General features: G+C 73.0%; 13 protein-coding genes. 4 read left to right on the top strand and 9 right to left on the bottom strand.

Translation table 11 applies throughout. The annotated features are described in order from the left end of the window. Positions 1 to 3: 3 nt before the first annotated feature. The 5 genes from WMF36_RS25560 to WMF36_RS25540 form a co-directional block, all read right to left on the bottom strand. Positions 4 to 1782, bottom strand: a complete 1779-nt coding sequence (locus WMF36_RS25560) for a phospho-sugar mutase (protein ID WP_437573362.1) — start codon at positions 1780 to 1782, stop codon at positions 4 to 6. A gap of 120 nt (positions 1783 to 1902) precedes the next feature. Further along, positions 1903 to 3303 (bottom strand): acetyl-CoA carboxylase biotin carboxylase subunit, encoded by a 1401-nt coding sequence (locus WMF36_RS25555; RefSeq protein WP_437573361.1) that lies wholly within the window; start codon positions 3301 to 3303, stop codon positions 1903 to 1905. Between the two features lie 156 nt (positions 3304 to 3459). Next, a complete protein-coding gene (rlmN, locus tag WMF36_RS25550; RefSeq protein WP_437573360.1) occupies positions 3460 to 4623 on the bottom strand; it encodes a 23S rRNA (adenine(2503)-C(2))-methyltransferase RlmN in 1164 nt (387 codons plus the stop codon). Positions 4624 to 4690: 67 nt separating this feature from the next. Next, positions 4691 to 5842, bottom strand: a complete 1152-nt coding sequence (locus tag WMF36_RS25545) for a CgeB family protein (protein WP_437573359.1) — start codon at positions 5840 to 5842, stop codon at positions 4691 to 4693. 703 nt (positions 5843 to 6545) lie between these two features. Then, the gene (locus WMF36_RS25540) at positions 6546 to 7436 is read right to left on the bottom strand and encodes a serine/threonine-protein kinase (RefSeq protein ID WP_437581958.1); all 891 of its coding nucleotides are present in this window, start codon (positions 7434 to 7436) and stop codon (positions 6546 to 6548) included. Positions 7437 to 8097: 661 nt separating this feature from the next. Between WMF36_RS25540 and WMF36_RS25535 the strand changes: the two genes are divergently transcribed. Continuing rightward, positions 8098 to 11961: a serine/threonine-protein kinase gene (locus tag WMF36_RS25535; RefSeq protein ID WP_437573358.1), complete on the top strand. Its 3864-nt coding sequence runs from the start codon at positions 8098 to 8100 to the stop codon at positions 11959 to 11961. A 17-nt stretch (positions 11962 to 11978) separates the two neighbouring features. Here WMF36_RS25535 and WMF36_RS25530 read toward each other — a convergent pair whose 3' ends face one another. Both WMF36_RS25530 and WMF36_RS25525 read right to left on the bottom strand, forming a co-directional pair. Continuing rightward, positions 11979 to 12260 (bottom strand): pyrimidine/purine nucleoside phosphorylase, encoded by a 282-nt coding sequence (locus WMF36_RS25530; protein WP_437573357.1) that lies wholly within the window; start codon positions 12258 to 12260, stop codon positions 11979 to 11981. Positions 12261 to 12454: 194 nt separating this feature from the next. Then, the gene (locus WMF36_RS25525; protein ID WP_437573356.1) at positions 12455 to 12628 is read right to left on the bottom strand and encodes a hypothetical protein; all 174 of its coding nucleotides are present in this window, start codon (positions 12626 to 12628) and stop codon (positions 12455 to 12457) included. A gap of 24 nt (positions 12629 to 12652) precedes the next feature. Between WMF36_RS25525 and WMF36_RS25520 the strand changes: the two genes are divergently transcribed. Genes WMF36_RS25520 through WMF36_RS25510 form a run of 3 tightly spaced genes read left to right on the top strand, consistent with a single transcriptional unit; the run spans position 12653 to position 13686 of the window. After that, positions 12653 to 12979, top strand: a complete 327-nt coding sequence (locus tag WMF36_RS25520; RefSeq protein ID WP_437573355.1) for an ArsR/SmtB family transcription factor — start codon at positions 12653 to 12655, stop codon at positions 12977 to 12979. Beyond that, positions 12976 to 13416 carry an SRPBCC family protein gene (locus WMF36_RS25515; protein ID WP_437573354.1) on the top strand — a complete coding sequence of 147 codons (441 nt, stop codon included), beginning with the start codon at positions 12976 to 12978 and terminating at the stop codon, positions 13414 to 13416. The genes WMF36_RS25520 and WMF36_RS25515 overlap by 4 nt, the downstream gene beginning before the upstream one ends. A 51-nt stretch (positions 13417 to 13467) precedes the next feature. Then, on the top strand, positions 13468 to 13686 hold the full coding sequence (locus WMF36_RS25510; protein ID WP_437573353.1) for a hypothetical protein: 219 nt from the start codon (positions 13468 to 13470) through the stop codon (positions 13684 to 13686). A gap of 121 nt (positions 13687 to 13807) precedes the next feature. Here WMF36_RS25510 and WMF36_RS25505 read toward each other — a convergent pair whose 3' ends face one another. Both WMF36_RS25505 and WMF36_RS25500 read right to left on the bottom strand, forming a co-directional pair. Next, entirely contained in the window at positions 13808 to 14068 is a 261-nt protein-coding gene (locus tag WMF36_RS25505) for a zf-TFIIB domain-containing protein (protein WP_437573352.1), read from the bottom strand. A 56-nt stretch (positions 14069 to 14124) separates the two neighbouring features. Further along, a complete protein-coding gene (locus WMF36_RS25500) occupies positions 14125 to 15279 on the bottom strand; it encodes an aminoglycoside phosphotransferase family protein (protein ID WP_437573351.1) in 1155 nt (384 codons plus the stop codon). Between the last annotated feature and the right edge of the window lie 61 nt (positions 15280 to 15340).

Here is a 15340-nt window from a genome sequence, read left to right as displayed (position 1 = left end):
CCGTCAGCCGATGCCGGCGAGGGCCGAGAACGCCCTCGCCAGCGCGTCGAGCCGCGCCGCCGCGCGGGCCTCGACGTCGCCCAGCGGCTCGCCCGCGGCGACCCCCTCGCGCACGTCGAAGTAGAACTTGATCTTCGGCTCGGTGCCGCTCGGGCGCGCGATGATCCGGCTGCCGCCGTCGAGCTCGTACACGAGCACGTTGCTCGGGGGCAGGACGAGCGGCTCGGTCCGGCCGTCGCTCCAGGTGCGCGTGCGCGCCTCGAAATCGCGCCACGCCGTCACGGGGACGCCGCCGATGTCGGCCGGCGGGCTCTTCCGCAGCGCGTCCATGATCGCGGCGATCTTCCCGACCCCGTCGACGCCGCGCAGCGTGTAGGAGCGCTGCCCGCTCACGTAGAGGCCGTGCTCGCGGTGGATCGCCTCGAGCTCGTCGAGCAGCGTCTTGCCCTCGGCCTTGCGCACCGCCGCGAGCTCGGCGAGCACCGCCGCGGCGCTGATGCCGTCCTTGTCGCGCACGAGCGGGCCGATCGTGTAGCCGAGCGCCTCCTCGAAGCCGAACACGAAGCGGGCGCCGGTCGAGCGCTCGATGTCCATCGCCCGGTTCGCGATCCACTTGAACCCGGTCAGCGTCTCCTCGTAATGCACCCCGAGCGCCGCGGCGATCACCCCGAGCAGCGGGGTCGAGACGCACGAGGCCAGCACGAGGCGGCGCTCGTTCGCGGCGTTCCCGGCGCGCCCCTCGGTGAGCAGGTAATGGCCGAGGAGCACGCCGACCTGGTTGCCCGTGAGCTGCACGTAGTCGCCGTCAGCGCGCCGCACCGCCACGGCGAGCCGGTCGACGTCCGGATCGTTGGCGAGGACGAGATCGGCGCCCTCCTTCCTCGCGAGGGCGAACGCCAGGTCCATGGCGCCCTTCTCCTCGGGGTTCGGGAACGCGACCGTGGGGAACGCGCCGTCCGGCTCGGCCTGCTCGGGCACGCTCGTCACGCGCGTGAAGCCGGCCTCCTCGAGCGCCTTGCGGACGAGGCGGTTGCCCACCCCGTGCAGCGGCGTGTAGACGATGCGCAGGCTGCGATCGCCGTCGCTCCGCACCGCGACGCCGCGGATCGCGCGGAGGTAGCTCGGCTCGAGCTCCTCGGGGAAGTCGCGCACGAGGCCCTTCTGCCTCGCCTCGTCGAAGGGCATGCGGGGGACCTGGTCCGCCGGCGGCGAGGCGTCGATCGCCGTCGCGACGCCGGTGTCGTGCGGTGGGATGATCTGTGCGGCGTTGTCCCAGTAGACCTTGTAGCCGTTGTACTCGGGCGGGTTGTGGCTCGCCGTCACCATCACGCCCGCGGCCGCGCCGAGGTGGCCGACCGCGAACGCGGCGATCGGGGTGGGGCAGGGGACGGGCGAGAGGTGGCTCGGGATGCCCGCGGCGGCGAGGGCACAGGCGGTGTCCTCCGCGAACTCGCGGCTCATCCGGCGGGCGTCGTAGCCGACGACGACGCCGGCGCTCCGCGCCTTGTCGCCGAGCGTGGCGAGGAGATGGCGGGCGAGCCCGGCGGTCGTCCGGAGGATGACGGCGCGGTTCATCCGGCTCTCGCCGGCGCCGAGGACGCCCCGGATGCCGGCGGTGCCGAACTCCAGGGGACCGGTGAAGCGCTCGGCGAGCTCGGCGCGGACGCCTTCCTCGCCCGCCCTGGCCGCGTCGATGAGCCGGCGCAGCTCGCTCTGGGTCTCCGGATCGGGGTCGTGGGCAAGCCAGCGCTCGGCGGGCTCGAGGACGAAGTCGTGGCTCACGACATCATCTTTAGTTCAAGCCGGCCGCGGTTTGCACCAGGCGCACGCGCGATTCGGCGTGGGCGGCGAGCGCGGCGCGCTGCCCTGCTCGGGCCGGCGCCGGGTCCGCCCGGGCCGGCGCTATCCGGCCTTCTTGCCGGCGGCGAGCGCCTCGGCAAAGCGCGTGTCGTACTGCCCGCCACGAAAGTCGCCGTCCGCCAGGAGCTGGCGGAGGAATGCGAGGTTTGTCGCGGCGGGCCCCGCCGGGCCGGCGAGCTCGAGCGTCGTCTCGGCGAGCGCCCGGTCGAGGCGGGCGATCGCGTCGTCGCGCGTCGGCCCGTGGGCGACGATCTTGGCGAGCAGCGGATCGTAGAACGGCGTCACCTCCAGCCCCTCGGCGACGCCTGTCTCGATCCGCAGGTCGTCGCCCGCGGCCGGCCAGCGGAGCGCGGTGATGCGGCCGGGCTGGGGGGCGAACTTCTTCGCCGGATCCTCCGCGTAGAGGCGCGCCTCGATCGCGTGGCCGCGGACCGTGTGGCCCAGGACCTCCGGCGCGAGCGGCTCGCCCGACGCGATGCGGATCTGGTGCTCGACAAGGTCGAGCCCGGTGCACATCTCGGTGACGCAGTGCTCGACCTGGAGCCGCGCGTTGACCTCGAGGAAGAAGATCTCGCCGCCCTCGGCCGCGACGAACTCGACGGTGCCGGCGCCGACGTAGCCGGCGCTGGTCACGACCCGGAGGGCGCTGTCGAGGAGCGTCTTCCGGCGGGTCTCGCCCGCGTCTCCCTGGAAGAACGCGGCGGGCGACGGGGTCTCCTCGATGATCTTCTGGTGCCGGCGCTGCGCGCTGCACTCGCGCTCGCCGAGCGCGACCGCGCCGCCCTGTCCGTCGCAGAGCACCTGCACCTCGATGTGGCGCGGGCGCTCGATGTATCGCTCCATGTACACGCGCGCGTCCCCGAACGCGGAGCGGCCGCGATCCGAGCACGCGGTGAGGGCGCGGGAGAGCTTGCCCGGCTCGGCGACGATCTGCATGCCGATGCCGCCGCCGCCGCCCGCGGCCTTGACGAGCAGCGGGAAGCCGATGCTCTCGGCGGCGCGCTGGGCGGCCTCGGCGTCTGCGGGGTCGATCGGGCCGCCCGTGCCCGGCGGCGGGAAGACGTCGGCCCCGCGCGCGTGATCGCGCGCGAGGATCTTGTCGCCGAAGGCGTGGAGCACCGCGGGCGGCGGGCCGATGAACGTGATGCCGGCGGCGAGGACCGCCTCGGCGAACGCCTGGTTCTCGCTGAGCAGCCCGTACCCGGGGTGGATGCCGTCGGCGCCCGTCGCGCGCGCCGCCTCGACGATCGCATGGATGACCAGGTAGCTGTCCCGGACCGGCGGCGGCCCGATGCGCACCGCCTCGTCGGCCATCGCGACGTGCGGCGCGCCCGCGTCCGCGTCGGAGTACACGGCGACCGTCGCGATCCCGAGCCGTTTGCAGGTCCGGAGGACGCGGCAGGCGATCTCTCCACGGTTGGCGACGAGGATCTTCTTCAACACGGCCGACAGCTACGCCCCCGCGCGGCGGGGCGTCAAGGCGCGCGCGGCAGGCCGTGATCCCTCGTGCGCTGCCGGACGGGCGCTGACGGCCGCGCCTGACGAACGGCCGCCCCGGCTCGCTGCCGGACGCGCGGGCCGGACCGTGCGCCCGCGCGATCAGCCCAGCGCGCGCCGCACCTTCGGCTTGGCGCCGAGCAGCACGAGCTGGCCGCACGCCGCCGAGACGTCGTCGCCCCGCCGCCGGCGCACGAAGCAGGAGTATCCCGCCTCGGTGAGCACCTCCTGGAACGCCGCCACGCGCTCCTGGCCCGGCGGACCCAGCGAGGAGGCCTCGATCGGGTTCATCGGGATGAGGTTGATCTTCACCGGCAGCCCGCGCAGGAGCTTCGCCAGCCGGCGCGCCTCGGCCGGATCGTCGTTCTGCCCGGCGACGAGCGTGTACTCGACGGTGATGCGCCGGCGCCGGGGCAGCGGGTAGGCGCGCAGCGCCGCGAGCAGCGCGTCGAGCGGGTACTTGCGGTTGATGGGCATCAGCGCCGAGCGCGTCTCGTCGTCCGCGGCGTGCAGCGAGATCGCCAGCGCGATCTGCCCGCCGAAATCCGCGCCGAGCCGCGCGATCTCCGGGACGAGGCCCGACGTGGACACCGTGACCCGCCGCGTCGAGAGGTTGATCCCCTCCGGGTGCGTGAGCAGGCGCAGCGAGCGCGCGGTGGCCTCGTAGTTGTGGAGCGGCTCGCCCATGCCCATGTAAACGACGTTGCGGAGGTCCTCGCCCTCCTCGAGCATCGCCCGTCCGAGGAGCACCTGGCCCGCGATCTCCTCGGCCCCGAGGTGGCGCTTGAGACCCGCCACGCCGCTCGCGCAGAACCCGCACCCCATCGCGCAGCCGACCTGCGTGGAGATGCACTGGGTGACGCGGGTGCGGGGCGTCGCGCCGGCCTGCGCGTCCGCCTCGTCGTCCTCGTCGTCGGCCGCCGCCGCGTCGGCGTCGAGCTGCGCCTGCGAGCCGGGGCCCGACACCGACGGGAGGAGGACCGTCTCGATGGTCGCGCCGTCGTGGAGGCGCAGGAGCAGCTTGCGCGTGCCGTCCTCGGAGCGGTGGACCCGCTCGGGCGTCAGCACCTCGCCGAGCCCCTCCGCGGCGAGGTGCTCGCGCAGCCGCGCCGGCAGGTTCGTCATCGCCGCCGGATCCAGGATGCCGCGGCGATGGATCCAGTGGAATACCTGCTTCGCCGCGAATGACCGCTCTCCGCGGGCAGCCAGCGAGGCCGACCACTCTTCAGGCAGGCGGGCGACAGGGTGAAGCGGGGTGGAGCGCACCTCCGTGGCGTAATGCGCGCCGCCCCGAGCGGCAAGGGAGCACGAGCGCGGGCGCCCGACCGAGGCGTCAGCCGCTCTGGCTCTCGATGTGCGCCGCCGTGAGCTGCCCGTCGCGCTCGCGGCGCGCCCGCGTCCGGCTCGAGGCCTCGAGCACCTCGCGGGTGTAGCGCTCGAACGCCTCGGCCCGGTGCATCGCCGTGTGCTCGGCGAAGACGCGCTGCCGCGCCCGCTGGCCCACGGTGAGGCGCTTGTCCTCCTTCATCTCCCTCAGCTTCCGGAGCACGTCCTCCGGCGAGCGGACGAGGAGGATCTCCTCGCCGGGCTGGAAGAACGTCTCGATCCCCGGCCAGGTGTCGCTCAGGACCGGGGTCCCGCACGCGGCCGCCTCGAACAGGCGCGCGCTGGGCGACCACCCGGACTCGACCATTGCCCGGCGGGTCAGGTTCAACGTGAAGCGCTGGGCGTTGTAGAAGATGCGGTGCTCGTCCGGCGGGAGGTGCTCCGTCCGGGTGAGGTTCTCGGGCCACGCGAGCGACGACGGGTACTGCGCGCCCCCCACCGCGAAGCGCCCGCGGCGCATGCGCCGCGCCGGCTCGAGCAGGAGCCGCTCGACCGCTGCCTGCCGGTCATCGCTGTACGTGCCGAGGTAGCCGAGATCCCAGCGCATCGGCGTCGGCTGGGGGTAATACACGTCGGTGTCGGCCGCGCAATAGAGCGCCCGCGCGCGCACCGCGCCGTGGCTGCGCTCCAGCCGTTCCAGCGTCGGCCCCCCCGTCGCCGACAGGTAGAGGTCGTACCGCGGGATCAGCGCCGGCGTGAGGTACGCGTGATCCCCGTGAGCGAGCCGGCCCAGCGTGACGGGCGTGTCGAGATCGTAGAACGCGGCCTTGCCGCGGGCCTCCTCCGTGAGCCACGCTCCGACGGTCGCCCCCTCCGGAACGAAGGAGCCGACGACCACGAGATCGGCTTCGCGCATCGCGCGTGAGAATCGATCGCGGAGCTCGGTAATGCTCGAGTACTGCTCGGTCGTGCCGTAAGGCGGGTGGGGCAGGTCGCGGTGCTGATCGTAAATGGAGAGGCTCCGCTCCAGAAAGAGCACGTGGTGGCCGCGCGAGGCGAGCGCCCGGAGGAGCGCTCTGTACGTCGTGGCGTGGCCGTTGCCCCACGAAGACGTGATGGAGAGACCCAGGAAGACATAGCGGTAGGTAGGTGTCGTCATAACGTGGTGGCGGCAAAGGTTGAGAGATCCCAGAAGACGTGCCGGCCCCGAGTGGCCCGGTCCCGAGACACACCGCGGCGGCGCCCGAGAGGCCAGGCAGCCCAAGCCAGGCCTGGCCCGGTAACCCCGCAGCGGGAGCGGCACGTCGATCCGGTTGCTCTGGCGCTGCGCAAGAGGGCGCGACGACGAGCGTGTGGACCCCGGATTAACATGCGTGCTCACGCTCTGCAATCCTGTGAGATGCGGTTTCTCGTCCCAAGATGCGTATTCCCGTCAAGACCCTAGGCGATAAGGCCCGGACTGATCTCGAGACAAGGAACGGCGCACGATCGTAAGTTGCTACGGGATAAAGCGGCTCGATCGCGCAAAGCACCCGTCGGCGCGCGCCGTCGCGCAGCGAGGCAACCGGCCTGTGCGGCAACAGGGCCGATCGGAAGCGATGATGAGAAAAACGGGAGCGTTGCCGTAATGGGTCAGTCGTGGCTGCCGGTCGAGCCGAGCGTCAGGCTCGCCGCTGGATCGGCGCCCTGAGCCGCGCAGGCGGGCGCGGGTCTCGCGGAGAAATCGGCAGGGGAGCAGGAAGGCAGGAGCGCACGGCGCCCTCTGGCCGCCTTCCGGCTCACGGGAGGGCGCGCCGCGGAGCGAGCGCTGTGGGGTGTCCAGCCTGGAGCGGTGGGGCGCCGCGCGAATGCCGTCGCGACGTTCAGGTGCCGGGGCGCAGCGCTCGCCAGCCGTCGATCACCTCGGCGACGTTCGCGAAGCGGCGGTCGGGGCTGTGGGCCAGACCCCGGTTCACGAACACCTCGACATGCTTGTCGACCGGCGGGGGCATGAGGTTGCCGATGCGGCGCGGCGGCGTCCTCGTCTTCATGTCGGCGAGCATCATCAGATTGCGCGCGGCGTAGGGGAGCTCGCCGGTGAGCGCCTGAAAGACCACCGTCATGGCCGCATAGAGGTCGGCCCGGTGATCCACCGCCTTCCCCTTCACGAGCTGCTCCGGCGGCGCGAACCTGAAATCGCCGAAACACCGGCTCGGCGGGCTCACCGCCTCGTCGGAGTGCGCGGGCGGGAGCTTGCACGAGCCGAGATCCAGCAGCGTCAGCCGCTCGCCGTGCGGACCCCGATCGAGGAGCACGTTCGTGGAGCTGATGTCGCGGTGGATGATGCCAATCTCGTGCAGCTCGGCGATCGCCAGCCAGAGCTGCTCGAACAGCGGGTGCAGGGCGTCGAACGGGATCGGCCCCAGCCGGGCGAGGCGGTCGCTGAGGAGCTCCCCCTCGCGCAGCTCGAACACGAGGAGCGGTCCGTGCTCCGGGTCCTTGCCTCCATCGATCGACGGCAGCGTGTGCGGGCCCCGCAGCCGCTGACACGCCGTCGCCTCGCGCTGAAAGCGCGCCTGGGCCTCTTCCAGGGGCATGCGCTCCGGCGTGCTGAGCACGCCCCCCGGGTCGAGGCGCATCGGAGGCTCGCCGAGCACCTTCACCGCGACGTGGCGGCCAGCGCTCGCGTCCTCGGCGCTGAACACGTCACCGAGGCCTTCGCGGCGGAGATGGCGCACCACGCGGTAGCGCTGGACCAGTACGGTTCCGGGCACGATTGACAAGAGCGGCCTCCTTCGCTTGACAAAAAGGGGTCGAGCGCATTCTGGTCGCCTCCCCCCGGTCCCCAGACAAGCTCATTTATCACGCGGGCGCGACAGAGGAAGCGCCGCGCGCTGGGCGACGTGAAAAGGAGGCCACGCCTACACCTGCCACTTCACATCGCCTGGCCGTTGCGCCGTTGCGCCGTTGCGCTCGAGGTCGCCTGGACGAAAAAGTCCCGTGGCGCGGGCGAGGCGGGCGAGGTGAGGTGAGCGCCACCTGCCAGGCGCGCCGCGGCGGCGCGGCGGCGGGGACGACCGGCGAGGGGCGCCGCGGCCGCTCCGGTGTGTGTCCCGCATTGCCGGCCTCGTGAGCCGCTGGAAAGGCCGCTCGGCGCGCCCGGAGGGCGGCGGAGGAATACCGGCGTGTCCTCGCGGCCGGACGCGGGCGGGGGCGCGCCGGGCGCCTCGACGCTGTAGAGTTGCCCCTGGCCGCGCTCTCTGGTGACGATGCCGATCGAAGCGCGGCAATCGGTGGGAATTGCATGGAGGAGGCGGAGCCTCGGGGCGCCCGGCTCCGGTGATACGTCAGCACCCCCGAACCGCTGGTCATTCTCGTAAACTTCGCGTAGCTCCCACACAGGACGGACGATCCGCGGGAGCGGCGGTAGGGGCAATGCGAACGGGAAACGTCATCGACGGCCGGTTCGAGATCGCGGAGCTCGCTGGCGCCGGCGGCATGGGCCACGTCTTTCGCGCGCGCGACCTCAGCACCGGCGAGACCGTCGCCCTCAAGGTCCTCCAGAACGCCGCCTCCCAGGACTCGAGCCGCCTCGCGCGCGAGGCGCAGGCGCTCGCCACGCTGCGGGTGCCGGGCGTGGTGCGGTACATCGCGCACGGCCTCACCGACCTCGGCCACCCGTACCTTGCCATGGAGTGGCTCACCGGCGAGACCCTCTCCCAGCGCCTCGCCCGGCAAGCGTTCACCCTGGACGAGAGCCTCAAGCTCACCCGGCGCATCGCGACCACCCTCGGGTCCGTGCACCGGCTCGGCGTCGTCCACCGCGACCTCAAGCCGAGCAACCTGCTCCTCGTCGGCGGCGCGATCGACCGCATCACCCTCATCGACTTCGGCGTGGTCCGGATGTCCGGCCTCGACCAGCAGCTCACCATGCCCGGCGCCATCCTCGGCACCCCCGGCTACATGGCGCCGGAGCAGGCCCGCGGCGAGGCGCAGGTCGACGCGCGCGCCGACGTCTTCGCGCTCGGCTGCGTGCTCTACAAGTGCGTCTCGGGGCGCGCTCCGTTCCGCGGCGCGCGCGGGCTCGCCGTGCTCGTCAAGGTGCTCATCGAGGAGCCGCCGTCGCTCCGGTGGCTCCGCGACGACGTGTCCGAGGCGCTCGACGACCTGGTCACGCGGATGCTGTCGAAGTCGCCCGACGGTCGGCCGAGCGACGGCAATGCGGTCGCGGCCGAGCTCGCCTCGCTCATGGATCCCGCGACGCTCTCGGTCCGCCCGCCGTCCAGCTCCATCCGCCCGCCGGAGCTCACGACCGGCGAGCGCAAGGTGATGTGCCTCGTGCTCGCGCGCGACGGCCTCGCCCCCGCCGTCTCCGAGCCGGCGCTCCCCGAGGTCGACGAGCAGGCGCGCGCGCAGGCGCTCTCGGCCACGGCGGCGCGCTACAGGGGCCAGATCGAGCTCGTCGAGGCGCGGCTGCCGCTCGTCGTGCTCTCCGGCGCCGGCGCGACGACCGACCTCGCGGCGCGGGCGGCCCGCTGCGCGCTCGCCGTCCAGGCGCTGCTCGGCGGCGCGCCGGTCGCGGTCGTCACGGGCAGGGCCGAGATCGCCTCCCGCATGCCGATCGGCGATCTCATCGACCGCGTGGTCCAGCTGCTCCCCGAGAGCCGCGCCCCGTCCCGCGCGGCGGCGATCCGCATCGACGAGGTGACGGCGGGGCTGCTCGGGGCGCGGTTCGAGATCACCTCCGGCGAGTCCGGCCCGTGGCTCCACGGCGCGCGCGAGGAGCCGGACGAGGTGCCCCACCTGCTCGGCAAGGCGACGTCGTGCGTCGGGCGCGAGCGCGAGCTGTCGCTCATCCGGGACGAGCTCGCCCGGTGCGTCGAGGAGTCGACCCCGAGCGTCGTGCTCGTGACCGGGCCGGCGGGCATCGGCAAATCGCGGCTCCGCCACGAGCTCGTCCGCGCGATCCGGGCGGATGGCGAGCTGGTCGAGGTGTGGCTCGGGCAGGTGGACTCGATGAGCGCCGGCACGACCTTCGGCCTGCTCGCGCACGCGCTCCGGCGGGCGATCGGCCTCTCGGAGGGCGATTCCATCGAGGAGCGGCGGCGCAAGGTGCGGGCGCGGGTCGAGCGGCACGCGGCGCTCGACGCCGCGCGGGTCGCGACGTTCCTGGGCGAGCTCGTCGGCGCGCCGTTCCCGGACGACGACGTCCAGCTCCGGGCGGCGCGGCGGAACCCGATGCTCATGGGCGACCAGCTGCGCCTCGCGTGGGAGGATTTCCTGCGCGCCGAGTGCGCGGTGCACCCGGTCCTGCTCGTGCTCGAGGACCTGCACTGGGGCGACCTGCCCACGCTCTCGATGGTCGACGCCGCGCTCCGGAACCTGAAGGACCGGCCGTTCATGGTGATGGCGCTCGGCCGCCCCGAGGTGCACGAGCTCTTCCCGAAGCTGTGGGACGAGCGGCGCGGGCACAAGCTCCGCCTCGCGGGGATCTCGCGCCGATCGAGCGAGCGGCTCGTGCGGCAGGTGCTCGGCGAGGGCGAGAGCCAGGCGTTCGTGGCGACGCTGGTGGAGCGCGCGGACGGCAATGCGTTCTACCTGGAAGAGCAGATCCGCGCCGCGGCGGCGGGCAAGGGCGCGGACCTGCCGGAGACGGTGCTGGCGATGGTGCAGGCGGAGCTCGACGCGCTCGACGGCGCGGCGCGGCGGGTGCTGCGCGCCGGGGCGGTCTTCGGCGAGACGTTCTCGCGGAGCGGGGTCGCCGCGCTGGTGGGCCGGGCGGAGGTCGACCCGCTGCTCGCCGAGCTCGAGGGGCGGGAGCTCATCGTCCGGCGCTCGGTCGAGGGCGCGCCGGAGGCGGTCGAGTACCGGTTCCGGCACGCGCTCGTGCGCGAGGCGGCGTACGGGATGCTGACCGACCACGATCGCCGCCTCGGCCACCGGCTCGCCGGCGAGTGGCTGGAGCGGGCGGGGGCGGCGGACCCGATGGCGCTGGCCGAGCACTTCGAGCGCGGCGGCGAGCCGGCGCGGGCGGCGACGGCGACCCTGCGCGCGGCGGAGCAGGCGCTGCTCGGGAGCGATCTCGGCGCGGCGATCGAGCGGGTGGAGCGCGGCATCGCGCGCGGCGCCTCGAAGGCGACGGCGGGGGCGCTGCGGCTCTGCCAGGCCGAGGCGCACCTCTGGCGCGGCGAGTTCGCGCTGGCGGAGCGGCGGGGGATGGAGGCGCTGGAGCGGCTCTCGCCCGGGTCGGCGCCGTGGTTCTCGGCGCTCACGCAGATGGTCCTCGCGGCCTCGAAGCGCGGGAATCACGACCAGGTCGAGCGCCTGCTGCGCGTCGCGCAGAGCACGGAGGCGCGGAGGTCGGGGCGCCCTGCGCGCAGCGTGTGCCTGTGCGCGGGCGCCGGGCGCCTCGTCTTCGGCGGGCGGTACCAGCTCGCGGACGAGGTGCTCGACGCGATCGAGCAGGACGCCGAGGAGACCGAGCAGGAGGTCGAGGTGCTGGCGCGTCTCCACGAGGCGCGCGCGTACCGGGCGATGGCGGGCGGAGATCCCGGCGCTTGCCTCGCGGGCTTCGATGCGGCGCTCGCGGCGTTCGAGCACGCCGGCGATCGGCGCAACGCCTGCTGGGCGAGGAACAACCTGGGCTCCTGCTACGCGGAGCTCGGCGATTTCGAGGGCGCCGAGGCGGCGCTGCGCGCGTCGCTCGCGGACGCGGAGCGGATGGGGCTGTCGGACGCGCGGCTCGGGGCGCTCCTTGGCCTCGGCCCGGTGCTCGCGCGGCTCGGCCTCGTCGAGGAGGCGCAGCGGACGGCGGAGGAGGCGATCGCGACGTCCCAGGGCCTCGGCGACGCGCGCCGGGAGGGCGCCGCGCGGACCTGCCTCGCGAGGATCCTGCTCCAGTCGGGCGATCTCGGAGGGGCGGAGCGCGAGGCGCGCGCCGCGGTGGCGATCCTGTACGGCGCGCCTCCGCTGCGCGCCTTCGCGTATGCGGTCCTCGGGCGGGCGCTGCTCGACGGGGGGCAGGCGGTGGACGCGCTGGCGGCGACGACCGAGGCGTTCTGCCTGCTCGAGTCAGTGGGCGCCGAGATGGGCGAGTCGCTGGTGCGCCTCGCGCACGCCGAGGCGCTCTCGGCGTGCGGCCACCGGCGGGAGGCGGTGATGGCGGTCGCCTCGGCGCGCGAGCGGTTGATCGAGCGGGCGAGGAAGATCGGCGATCCGGTGTGGCGCGCGAAGTTCCTCGGCAATGTGCCGGACAACGCGGCGACGCTGGAGCTGGAGCGCAGGTGGATGGGGGCGTAGGCGGCGGTCGCCTGCGCTCAGAGGAACTCGCAGAAGTAGCCGGCGGGCTGCGAGGCCTTGACGTCGAAGCCGCTCTGGCTCGCCACCTCGAACGACGTCCCCGCCGGGTACGCGCGCCACTCCTGCGAGCCGTCGAGGCGGACGGCGAGCTCGCCCGCGACGACGGTCATGCGCTCCGGCGCCTCGGTCGAGAAGTGAAACTCGCCGGTGTCGATGACGCCCATCGTCTGCCGGCGCCCGTGGCGCTCGAAGGCGACGCTCTGGACATTGCCGTTGAAGTAACTGTTGTGCTTGAGCATGGCGCCCTCCCTACCGCGTCCCACCCCGAGAGGCCAGGACGGTGAGCCTGAGGGCGCCCGGGCATCACGACCGCTCCGGCGCTCCAAGCTGCTGTTCGGGAGGGCCTCAAGACGGCGCGGGCTCGTCTCCTCGCGCGTAGTCCCGGGCTACGGGAGGGCGCGATCAAGGCAGCTCGTCCGCGCCGCCCCCGTCGTCACCGCTCGGCTCGGTGGCGGGGCTCTCCGCCTCGTCCTCCGATGGACTTCAGGACGTCGGAGATCTCGGGCTCGTCCTCGGGAGGCGGCGGAGAGAGGTCGTCGACGGCGACGTGGCCCGCGACGTGCTGCACGAGGAGCAGAGCGGCCCGATCCGCGCGCTTGACAATCAATAAGCATTGGCTTATGAGTCATGCATGAGCGCGGCCGTGGCCGAAGACAAGATCTTCGAGGCGCTGGCGGACCCCAGCCGCCGGGCGATCTTCGAGTCGCTCACGCGTGGCGAAGCGGCGGTGAAGGACCTCACGGCGCGCTTCGACATCTCGCAGCCGGCGGTCTCGCAGCACCTCGCCACGTTGAAAGACGCCGGCCTGGTGAACGGCCGGCGCGAAGGGCGCTGTGTCTACTACCGGGTGGAGCCGCGCGGGATGAAGCCGCTCATCGACTGGATCGCGCACTACCGCGCCTTCTGGACGGAGCACGTCGATCGGCTTGAAGAACTGCTGGAGAAAATGGACGGATGAACCCCATCGACAAGACCGCCCCATCGCAAACCGAATCCATTTCATTCGAATTCGACTTGCATCATTCGCCGGAGAAGGTGTGGCGCGCGCTCACCGACCCCGTGCTGCTCACCGAGTGGCTCCTGCCCGTCGTCGAGCTCAAGCTCGAGCCGGGGTCCGCGTTCACGTTCAAGACGCAGCCATACCCCGGGTGGGACGGCACCGTGAACTGCCGGGTCCTCGAGATCGAAGCGCATAGGAAGCTCAGCTACGCGTGGGTCGTCGGCGACATGGACACCGTCGTGACCTTCACGCTCACGCCCGCGGCGTCGGGCACCCGCCTGTCCCTCTTGCAGTCGGGCTTCAAACCGGGCCAGAAGCAGAACTTTGGTGGCGCGCGCTACGGCTGGAAGATGATGGGCGGCAAGCTCGTCGACCTGCTCGCGAGGATCCCATGAGCGGATAGGTGTGCCCGATCCGCTTCGGGCTCGTCTTCAGAGGAGGTCCCATTGACCTGGAATAATTGGATTCGGCAGACCCACCGCTGGCTGTCCATCGCCTTTACGGTGGCCGTCATCGTCAACATCGTCGCCATGGGAAAGGAGGCACCTGCCGTCTGGGTGGGCCTCTTGGCGCTGCTCCCGCTCGCCTTGCTCCTGTTCACCGGTCTGTATTTGTTCGTGCTGCCGTATGCCACCAAGTGGCGCAGCGGGCGGCGCACCGACTGAGCGCGCGGCCGGCCGCACGGCACCTGGATTCGCCCGCTCGTCGCGCGGTCGCGAGAGGCCTTCGGCCATCAGGCCGTCTGGGCGCACCGGACCGGCGACGCGGCGGCCCCGGCGGCGAGGCTCACGAGGAGAAAAGCATCTTGGCGAAGCTCTTGTGTCGCACGTGCCCGTAGTGTTGGTGCGGAGCACCCCACGCGGGCGCCGGCGGGACGGCGTGCATCGGCGCCTGCGGGGGTGGAGCCCACTGGGACTCCAGGCGCGCCAGGGCCTCGAGCTCGCCGTAATCCAGGAAGATCCCGCGACAGCCCTCGCACTGCTCGATGTGAACCCCGTTGCGGTTGTACGTCCGCATGGCGGCGTGGCACTTGGGACATTGTAGCATAAAACCCTCGTTTCAATTGTGGCTTTCAGCGGAAAATAGCTGGCCTCGATTGCACATCATACATCAAGCGGGCTGTCAACGCGGACCATTCGCCGGCACGCGTCGACGAGCGCCGTCTCCACCTCATCGAGCGGGCGGCCATCCCGGCTGGCCGCTGCGACGGCGAGCGCGGCCGACTGCACGGCCAGCGCGCGGGCCGGCGCGTCGAGCGCCGGCCATGGGTCGCCCTCCGCCGGCACAGCGCACCCGCCCGACGCGCGGTAAGCCGAAAGGAACCGCCACCACACCTCGGGCGGCAGCAGGCCAGCCGCATACCAGGCGGCCGGCCGCGCGAGATCCCAGGCCGGATCACCCACCCCGAGATCATCGATATCGATGAGCCGAAAGCCCTCTTCGCGCAAGCCGCGCAGGTCCTCTCGGGACGCATCCCGCGGCCCCGCCGCTCCGCCGTCGTGGCGCCCCGCGCCGGCCGCTCGCGCGTCCGTCAGGCGGACCACCTGTCCGAGATGAAAGTCGCCGTGAACCAGGACATCGTTCCTCTCCCCTCGCCGGCGCGCTCCCTGTGAACCGGAGGACTCGGTTGTACCGCCGCGCGCCGGCGGTGCCAGCCCGGCGAAGGCCTCTTCCACCGCGATGCTCGCCGGCGTGCGGCCCGCGGCGCGCAGGCGCGCCATCGCGCGGGCCACCCGACCGGGCGCGCCCGCGCGAGGCAGCCGGCCCGCCGGGGCGACGGCGTCGAGCGCGGTCGCATGCAGGCGCGAGAGCAGCCTCGCGGCCTCTTCCCACGGCGCGGCGTCCGGGTCGTCGGGGCTCACCGGCTCCCCCGCCGGCCACGCCGTCACAAGCCGGCCGCTCACCCACAGCGCGAGCCCCGCGAGCGCGCCTTCGGTCGTCCCCTCGACCGGCGCGCTGCCGGACGGCGCCGGGCGCCACGACGGCGGCGCTCCGGGAGGCGGGACGCCGAGCGGGGGGAGCAGCACGGAGCGAAGCTGCGGGCTCGCCGCGAGCTGCAGCCGCGTCACGAGATCCCGTGGGTCGGTCTCGTGCGCATGGGCCTTGACCACCACGTCACCGATCCGGACGACCAGGCCGTCCGCGCGGCCAGACAGCACGAGCGGTTCGCCCGGCGGACCGAGGTCGCCCGCGAGCGCCCTCCCGATCCGGACGAGGTCGCGGGCGAGCCCGCTCTCGGGCGGAGGAACGGCGCGCATCCGGGAAGTTGAGCACACCGGCTCGGCCCGGACCATCGCCGGGCGCGAGCCGCCTTGCGCC

Origin of the sequence: Sorangium sp. So ce887, from assembly GCF_051521455.1 — a bacterium.
GTDB lineage: Bacteria > Myxococcota_A > Polyangia > Polyangiales > Polyangiaceae > Sorangium.
Note: the sequence above shows the minus strand (reverse complement) of the source record. Positions and strands in the feature narration are given on the sequence as shown.

What these genes read in the sequence shown, in the direction of transcription:
- WMF36_RS25545 (WP_437573359.1), bottom strand. Translation starts at nt 5,842, where the DNA reads ATGACGACACCTACCTACCGCTATGTCTTCCTGGGTCTCTCCATCACG.
- WMF36_RS25535 (WP_437573358.1), top strand. Translation starts at nt 8,098, where the DNA reads ATGCGAACGGGAAACGTCATCGACGGCCGGTTCGAGATCGCGGAGCTC.
- WMF36_RS25505 (WP_437573352.1), bottom strand. Translation starts at nt 14,068, where the DNA reads ATGCTACAATGTCCCAAGTGCCACGCCGCCATGCGGACGTACAACCGC.
- WMF36_RS25530 (WP_437573357.1), bottom strand. Translation starts at nt 12,260, where the DNA reads ATGCTCAAGCACAACAGTTACTTCAACGGCAATGTCCAGAGCGTCGCC.
- WMF36_RS25515 (WP_437573354.1), top strand. Translation starts at nt 12,976, where the DNA reads ATGAACCCCATCGACAAGACCGCCCCATCGCAAACCGAATCCATTTCA.
- WMF36_RS25520 (WP_437573355.1), top strand. Translation starts at nt 12,653, where the DNA reads ATGAGCGCGGCCGTGGCCGAAGACAAGATCTTCGAGGCGCTGGCGGAC.
- WMF36_RS25500 (WP_437573351.1), bottom strand. Translation starts at nt 15,279, where the DNA reads ATGCGCGCCGTTCCTCCGCCCGAGAGCGGGCTCGCCCGCGACCTCGTC.